The sequence below is a fragment of the Mycobacterium sp. genome, assembly GCF_049280035.1.
Taxonomy (GTDB): Bacteria; Actinomycetota; Actinomycetes; order Mycobacteriales; family Mycobacteriaceae; genus Mycobacterium.
In genome coordinates this window covers 1-8,350 of the sequence record NZ_JBAPPI010000029.1, presented here as the reverse complement: position 1 = coordinate 8,350, position 8,350 = coordinate 1, and the positions used below count along the sequence as shown (strand labels likewise).

Sequence of the window (8,350 nt, the reverse complement as noted above, 5' to 3'; positions counted from 1 at the left end):
CGCCCATAACGTCGTGCACCGAGACATCAAGCCGGCCAACTTTCTGCTGTCGGGCCCGCCGGGCGCCGGCGAGCGGGTGCTGCTGGGGGATTTCGGGATCGCACGTGCTCTCGACGACGTCGGCCTGACAGCGACCGGGTCGGTGATGGCCACGGTCGCCTACGCGGCCCCGGAGGTGCTATCGGGATTGCAGTTTGATGGGCGCGCCGACATTTATTCGCTGGGGTGCACGCTCTTCCGGCTGCTGACCGGCAAGACCCCGTTCTCCGGGGCTAACGGGGCGGCTGCGGTGATGCTGGCTCACCTGCAGCGCCCGCCGCCCCGGGTCAGCGGCCTGGTGCCGTCATTGCCGGCCGCTCTTGATCAGGTGGTCGGCATCGCGATGGCTAAGGACCCCGCCGCCCGGTTTGGTTCGGCGCACGCGCTCGCCGAGGCGGCTGCGGCCGCGCTGCGCGATCCCACGCTGCGGTTACGTGCGCCGCTGCCACCGGTACCCAGTTCCGAGGTCAGCTCCTACCCGCGGATGGACCCCCCGGGTGCGCCGTGGTGGCAGCAGGGCGGGCAACGCACACTCAGCAGCTGGCCAGGCCCGTCGGTACCGCCTGCGGCGCCGCCCGCCCCCGCATCGCCGCCACGGCGGCGCCGGCGGGCCGTGATCGGCGCTGCTATCGCGGCGGTGGTGCTGATCACCGCCGCGACCGTCACCCTGGTGGCATGGCCGGACGGCCAAACCGCCAGCCCCACTGCTGATTCCGGGCAATCGGCTAATGCTGCGCCGGGACCGGCCCGAGAATCGGCGTCGGCGGCGGCTCCCGCTCAGGGCCCGGAGGCCACCGACATCGGGCCCGCCCAGCTGCGCCCAATCCTGCTGACCGCGGCCGAACTCCCCCAATCAGGCGGGGCGCCAATGGCACTCGAGCAAGACAGCACCAGCCTGTCCGATGACGCGGCAACCCTGGCCGGCCCTGACCAACAGTGTCTGGGTGCGTGGCTGCCCGCCCAGTCCTCGGTGTACACCGGCCGCAACGTCACCGTCAGCGGAGTTGCCGCCCAGACCCTGCGTGGCATGAACCAAGAACCCTGGCAAGATGGCGTCATCCAGGCCGTGATCTCGTTCTCCACCCAGAAGTCGGCAGGCCTTTTCTACGTCAACCAGCGTGGCCAATGGGAACTGTGCAGCGGAAAATCCATCACCGTGACCCCGCCCGGCCAGGCCTCGCAGACCTGGGAATTCGGTCACCCGGTCACCACCACCGGCGTGCTCACCATCACCGCCACCCTGCGCGGCGGCGGCGGATCCTGCCAGCACGCGATGATGACGCGCGGCAACGTCATCATCGATATCCGGCAGTGCCGAGCCGCCGGCAGCGCTGATGTGGCCGCGTTGGGAAATGCCACCGCCGCCAAGGTGCCACGACAATAAGCGGGGAGGCCAGGTCCATGAACATGCTCGCCCGGGTAGTGACAGTCCTGGTCGCCGCCGCACTCATCGCCTCCTGCTCAACCACGACCGGCGGCGCCCCGGCCGCCCAGCACGCGTCTACCCCGCCGCCGGCATCCAACCCAACCAATTCGGCGGCCCCCGCGCCGCCGTCGCCCGCAGCCTCCGACGAAGACCAAGTGCGCCAAACAGTCAAAGCGTTCCAGGACGCCGCCAACACCGAAAACTGGGACGCCTACCTCGACCTGATGTGCGCGCCAATGCGCGCCAAATTCACCGGCACCGTGATGGATTACCTCAAAAGAGACCGCGAAAGGTCCGGGGTCACCACCGTCACGGTCACCTCGGTCTCGATCACCGGCGATACAGCTACGGTGAACATGAACTCCCGCAACGAAGCCCTAGGATCAGCGTCGGTCAGCTTGCCGCTGAAGCGCGAGGAGGACGGTTGGAAAATCTGCCAAACCTACCCCTAACAGCGCCCACGGCTGAACCAGCCGCGGGCCACGACGGGCCTGCTCACCCACACTGCGCCGCCAGGCGCGCACAGCAGAGCCCACCTTCACGGGAACGACGCACTCCCCTGCGGCGGCTTACTGCCGTGGCCGCACTCCTTGTTGCGGCAGCAATAGCCGCCTCCTGCTCCAGCTCTACCGGCGGCATCGCGATACCCCAACACAGCGCCGCATCCAGGCCAGCACCGGCATCAACAACCCATTTGCCGGCAGCGCCGCCACCTTCGGCAGCGGTGTCCGATGAGGATCAGGTCCGCCAAACCATCAGCGCATTCAACGACGCCTACAACACCCAGAACTGGGAGGCCTACACCGAACTGATGTGCGCGGCGATGCGCGCTCAATTCACTGGTGTTGTCATGGATTACGTGAAAAAGGGCCGCGTCAGCAACGGCCCGAACACGATCAAATCCGTCGCGGTCACGATCAGCGGTGACACCGCCCAGGCGGTCATTACCGGCACGAACGAGGTGATGGGGTCGGGGAAGATCCCGCTGCCCCTCAAACAAGAAGATGGTTGGAAGGTTTGCCAGGTCTATCACCCTTGATCAGCCTGGCACGGCGCGGTGTTTCGGCCGTGACCGCGGTCATTGCGGCCGCGCTGGTGGGCTGTAACAGCACCACCAGCGGGCTGGCATTACCGACGCCCGAGCCGTCAGCGACCACGGTAAATCTTTCGCTGCTCGACCCCGGCCGATACCCGACCACACCGCAGCCGCCGCTCGGTAACGCCGGCTCCGAGCCAGCTGGGCGGCTAGTGGAGGGCCGCCGGATGGCCGGCTACGTGGTCGGACCCTGGCAAGCCGACCCCGCCCTGACAGGCCGCCTGCCCAACGATGTCGCGGTCGTCGAGAACTACGATCAGCTGGGCGCCGCCGTGTTGTGGCCACCGATCATGGCCGGCGCCTGGTCGTTACCGTTCGTCGTAGGCTTCATGTCCCAGCGGCACACCACCCCCGCAGCGGGCCCGCAGAAATCGCTGCGCAACGCCGTCCTGCGATTCGCCGATCCCGGCTCGGCATCGGCTGCCGCCCAAGGCTTTTTCGACCAAGCGATGCATATGCCCCGCACCCGCGACGTCACCCCAATCGTGACCGAACCCGAACGCGCCATCCCCATCCCCGGCCACCTCGACGCCAAAGGCGCCCTACTCACCTTCCTAGAAGGCAACCAAACCATGCAGGAACTGAACGTAGCCACCAGCCACGGCCCGTTTGTGCTCATCCAAGTCGTCCGCTGCGCCGCCGGACCGGACTGCCAGGCACAGCTGGCCGCTCACACCCTCGACATCCAGCTACCGCTGATCGACACCTTCAAACCCACCGACCCCGCCCAGTTCGGCACCCTGCCACTCGATCCGACCGGCCTGGTCGCCCGCACATTGCCACTGCCGGCCGACGAGACCACCTCCACATCAGGCGCTGCATACGACCTGCCCGGCGCCCTGCACTTCGATGACAACCCCATCAAAATCGGCCCGGCGCTCACCGCCGCCGGCGTCGACTACGTGTCCATCAACCGGACGACCATCTACCAAACCAAGACCCCCACCACTGCCCAGAAACTCGTGCAGGACTACAGCGACGCTGTGGCCGCAAACCCGGCCGCGCAAACCGCCGCTGGTGTTCCAGGCCTACCGCAGAGCCGCTGTACTCGCCTGCCTGGTTCCGGCGGGCTGGTGCCGCACCACTGGTGCTTGGCCGCCGCTGGGCGGTACATGATCAAAACGGTTGCACGCCAACTTGACACCGCACACCAACAGACCGCGGCCCAATACCGCATCCTCACCGGATAACGCGTCTAGCGCTCAAATCTGGATCGGCACATGCTTTTCCGCGCACGCGTCCACGACGGCCGCGACGATGTCCTGGGTGCGCAACGTCTCCAGATCTTCGACGGTCACCGAGCCCTTGTCGGTGCGGTGCTGGGCGGCCACCCGCGAATCGCGTAGCCGTTCGGCACGTTCGACGACGTTGCGGGCGAAACGGCCGTTCTGCATGAGATCAATTCCGTGGCTGCCGTTAGGCGCCAGATAGGCCCGCAGGGTCTTGCAAGCGATGTTCAACGCTTCGCGGGCGGCGGGCTCGATCACCGTCGCCCGCGGTCCGCCGTAGCGCACCGCGATCTCCACCAACTCGTCGGGAGCGTAGGACTCGAAGCGCAGCTTGCGATTGAACCGGCCCGCCAAACCCGGGTTAACGGTGAGGAATTCGTCGACTTCCTTCTCATACCCCGCACCGATGAAACAGAAGTCGAACCGATGCACCTCAAGCGCGACCAGCAGCTGGTTGACCGCCTCCATGCCGATCATGTCCGGGCGGCCGTCCTGGTGGCGCTCCACCAGTGAGTAGAACTCATCCATGAACAGGATGCGGCCCAGCGAACGGGCGATCAGCTCGTTGGTCCTCGGGCCCGATGCCCCGATGTGCTCGCCGCAGAAGTCAGCCCGTTTGACTTCGATGATCTCGGGATGCCGCACGATGCCCAGCCCGGCGTAGATTTTTCCCAGCGCCTCGGCGGTGGTCGTCTTTCCGGTGCCGGGTGGACCGACGAGAAGCATGTGGTTGGTCTGATTGGTCACCGGCAGGCCAGCCGCCAGTCGCAAAGCCCGGACCTCGATCTGGTCCTCGATTTCGCTCACTGCGCGTTTGACTTCGCTGAGCCCGACCTGGTTGTTGAGCAGGGCACGACCTTCGACCAGCAGCTCTTCGCGCCGCTCGTCGTTCGCCTCTTCGCGGCGCTCCTGCTCGGACCGCTGCGTGGTGACGTCCCATTTGTTGCTGCGGGTGTTGATCGTTTCCTCGTCGGTGACCACCAACTGCAGCTTCGGGTCGGCCAGCGCATCCTTCGCCGGCTCGATCAGTGCCCCGTTAATCGTCGCCCTCGACAGCCAGACCTGGGCCTTGTCCTCCTGATCGAGCTGACGGTGAGCCATCCCCCGCACATAGGCGAGATCTGCTGCAATCAAAGGAAATTCGTTCGGGTCGATCGCTGTCACCGCGGTGTCGGTCAGCTGGTGCCGGCGTGCCTCGCCCGCGCCGACGTGTCCGGCCCGTAAATCGACCCGGTCTGCCCAGTCCAGCGCAACGCGTGCCTGCCCCAGATGAGCGGCCGCGTGTGCGGCCAATGCGTTGGTGGCCGCGGTAACCGCCGACATGATGATCGCCTGCGGCGGCAAGATGGTGGCTGCCACCGAAATCACGTCGGGCCAGCGCTGCGTGGCGAACATCAGGTAGGCCCGCACATACTGCTGCCACTGATGGTTCTCCCAGCTATCCAGCAGTGCCGAATCTTTCAGCAGCGACTCGGCTTTCTCGTACTGGCCGTCATCGACAAGCGCGCTGGCCAGCGCCAACCCCGCGTGCGACGACTCGGTCACCGAGATCGCCAGATAAGGCCCGGCTTTGATCGATGCCGACAGCCGGACACCGAGCCGGTTGGTCTCCCGGTGAAACCGCGCCCCGTAGGCGTACAACTGCTGCAATGTCGACAGCGCCTCGTCGCCGGCGGCGATGCGGCCCAGCCACGCGTCAGCCATCGACGGGTCGATTTCGCTGGCCTCGCGGAACCGCGTCTGGGCGGCCGGCTGGTCGCTGTCGAACAACGCCATCGCCTGATCGAATCGCTTGCGCGCGGCGGCCGTGGTACTGCTGCTGGTCATTGCGCGCCGCTCCTCCTCATCGCTTTAATTGCCCGACTCCTCCTCACCCCGCTTCGCGGGCTGCATCGTCGTCGGGCGCTGCATCGTCGCCGGCTGCTGGTCATCGTTTAGTCCACCGATTCGAGCTCGGTTGTCCTCAGGGTCGGTTCCGAGGATATGTAGCGATTCTCGGCCCGGAACAACTCGACCTCAACCGTATGGAGTTGTCCGGCCGCCGTCACGTCGACGGTCGCCGGGCCGATCTGGGTGATGAGCACATCGGCAGATCCCCGGTAGGGCGTTCCCGGCTCCCCGATCGAGATCAGCGTGTTCGGTCGCGGCGCGGGAGTGACCGTGCCGTCGACGACGCTGACGGTGGTGCCGGCGATCGGCCTGACTTGATTGCCCACGGCGACATCGGGCATCCGCACGCTCGCCCACCTCTGCTGGTCGCGGGTATGCACGGTTATCCGCTCGCCGGCGCCGGCCAGCCGCACCACAATTCGTTTGGCCAATACGTCCTGCGCGGCGATATGCACCCGACTGAACTCCCCCGGGTCGTCGAGCGGCAGCATCAGCCGGTTACCGGCATCGACCTTGCCCAGCAACACACCCGAGGGTCCGATCGGAATGATCAGCGGTTCGGCCAGGATGCCGCGACGGATACCGTGCAGCGTCGGCAGCGGTGCGCAGAGATTGGCCGCGATCGCGCGTGCTTGCTCTCCCGGCAAGGTCTTCAGCATGACGCTCGGTGGCGCTGTCGGCGGCTGTGCGGTGCGAACGGTGACCGTTGCCGTCATGCTGGCGTCGCCGAGCACGGTGATGTTCTGGATGATCCCATCGGCCCGCAGCGCCCAGGCGTGTTCTAAGTTTTCCGCGGTGATATCGCCGGGTCGGTACCAATAGGTTGTCAGCCAACCGCCCTCGCCCCGCGCCGTGCGCCATCGCTGGTGCTGCGCGTTCAGCGCCGAGGAACCCAGCCGCCGCTCCAACTCAACGATGTCGGTGGCGGTCGCGACCTTGGTGCGGAGGCCCTGCTGCCGTAGCGCCGCACTGATCCGTTGCGCCGCGGCCAGGGTCGCGGTGCCGACCGAGGTACGCCATTGCAGCGCTTCGGCATTGGGGAACGACGCGATTCGGACGATCAGCCATGTCTCCCGCTGGCCGGCATACGGCGGGGTGCCGATCAATGTGTCGTAGACCCGCGCGTAGTCGCCGCTGCTGCGCCGCCGGGTCCCGACGCTGACCACGCTGAGCGATTCGATGGCCAACCCCAGGCTCTGGTGCAGCATCGGCAACAGTTCGGCGACGTCGACGGTGTTTTCGGTGTACGTCGCCGTCGACCCGGTGAACAGGGTCGGCCGATGTGCCTTACCGAGCAGCTGCACGGCCACCACTGCGACGCCATCCTGGTACCGAACACCACCGCCGGCACGGTCGTTGGCCACGGTGATGGGTTCGCTCAAGGTGATCGCTCGACGGCGCTGGCGCCAGAGCATCAGCCATGACCACAGCGGTTGCCCCCGCCAGGGGATCACACCGGCCGCTACTGAAAGCGCCAAACCTACTGCGGCGCCCGGGTATCCGGCTACGGCCCAGCCGATCAGGCCGGTCGCGAGAACCCCGACGATGATCGCCAGCCTCAACCCTGCCGTCATCGCTCTCGCCGAGCCCGCGCGACGAGCGATGCGATCACCACCGCGGCGACCACCAATCCGGCGAACACCAACGCCACAGTGCGGGCCCGGTGATCCGGCGGCGGCGGTGGGGCGGCCGGCACGATCAGGCGGCTTTGAGCGCCGGTCGCAAGGCGGTCCCCGGGTGGCACGTTGAATGTCAGCGCGGCGACCGGATCCACCACTCCGTAGCCGACCTGGTTGTCCACACCGCGCGCCGGATTATGTGCCGTCTGCAGAATGCGATTGATGATCTGATGAGCGGACAGCGCCGGATACTTGGCCCGTACCAGCGCGGCTACCCCGCTGACGTAAGCCGCCGAAAAGCTCGTCCCCCAGAACGGCATGTTCTTTTCACCCGGCCGGATTGGCGGATAGGCGTTCACCGGTCCACCGGTCTGCGGAGATAACCCCATGATTCCGACGCCGGGTGCCGCAGCAGCCACCCACGGGCCGGAAAGGCTCTTGTTCACCGGAGCGCCGGTGTTGTCGACCGCGCCAACTGACAGCACGTAGTCGGAGAACCAGGACGGCGACGACACCGTCCTGACCTGATGCCAGTCCCGCGGATCGGAGGTATCCAACGGGTCGAAACCCGGATTCTGGGCACACTCGTCTTCGCCCTCGTTACCAGCTGCCGCGACGATCACTGCGTCCTTGACGGTCGCGGCGTACCAGACGGCGGCTCCAATGGCGCTCTGGTCCAACGGATCTGCCGCCGATACGCACGCCGTGACGCTGACATTGATCACCTTGGCGCCCATGTTGGCCGCATGCACGATCGCGCTGGCCAGTGTGGCAACGGTGCCGGCCTTCTTACGGGCTTCGCTGTCGCCGCCGCCGGGCTTCTCCAGCTCAAAGGCCCGCGAGGACTGGCGGATGGAGATGATCGTCGCATGCGGAGCCACACCGCCGACCCCGTCCGGCGCGCCCGGCGGAAGCGGCGGCACCTCGGGGTCATCCGGCTGTCCGGCAACCGCATCCCCCGGCCCATTTGACGGTTCGTCTGCCGGAGGCGGCGGAGGTGGCGGTGGAGCCGGTTTGGTTTCGGTGATCGTGACCGGCGACGGTGGTGGAG

At 66.8% G+C, this 8,350-nt stretch carries 7 protein-coding genes; 4 read left to right on the top strand and 3 right to left on the bottom strand.

Going from position 1 to position 8,350, the window contains the following annotated elements:
- The 4 genes from WAN71_RS01020 to WAN71_RS01005 all read left to right on the top strand — a co-directional run.
- The coding region (locus WAN71_RS01020) for a sensor domain-containing protein (protein ID WP_422223549.1) at positions 1-1,423 on the top strand (1,423 nt) is incomplete at its 5' end.
- A 17-nt stretch (positions 1,424-1,440) separates the two neighbouring features.
- A complete protein-coding gene (locus tag WAN71_RS01015) occupies positions 1,441-1,917 on the top strand; it encodes a nuclear transport factor 2 family protein (protein ID WP_422223548.1) in 477 nt (158 codons plus the stop codon).
- Between the two features lie 272 nt (positions 1,918-2,189).
- The gene (locus WAN71_RS01010; RefSeq protein ID WP_422223547.1) at positions 2,190-2,504 is read left to right on the top strand and encodes a hypothetical protein; all 315 of its coding nucleotides are present in this window, start codon (positions 2,190-2,192) and stop codon (positions 2,502-2,504) included.
- Positions 2,505-2,533: 29 nt separating this feature from the next.
- Positions 2,534-3,751 (top strand): DUF7373 family lipoprotein, encoded by a 1,218-nt coding sequence (locus WAN71_RS01005; protein ID WP_422223546.1) that lies wholly within the window; start codon positions 2,534-2,536, stop codon positions 3,749-3,751.
- Positions 3,752-3,763: 12 nt separating this feature from the next.
- Here the strand turns inward: WAN71_RS01005 and eccA are convergent, their stop codons facing one another.
- The 3 genes from eccA to mycP form a co-directional block, all read right to left on the bottom strand.
- Positions 3,764-5,617 carry a type VII secretion AAA-ATPase EccA gene (gene eccA / locus WAN71_RS01000; protein WP_422223545.1) on the bottom strand — a complete coding sequence of 618 codons (1,854 nt, stop codon included), beginning with the start codon at positions 5,615-5,617 and terminating at the stop codon, positions 3,764-3,766.
- 107 nt (positions 5,618-5,724) lie between these two features.
- On the bottom strand, positions 5,725-7,254 hold the full coding sequence (gene eccE / locus WAN71_RS00995; RefSeq protein WP_422223544.1) for a type VII secretion protein EccE: 1,530 nt from the start codon (positions 7,252-7,254) through the stop codon (positions 5,725-5,727).
- The coding region (gene mycP, locus WAN71_RS00990) for a type VII secretion-associated serine protease mycosin (protein ID WP_422223543.1) at positions 7,251-8,350 on the bottom strand (1,100 nt) is incomplete at its 5' end. The genes eccE and mycP, both read right to left, overlap by 4 nt.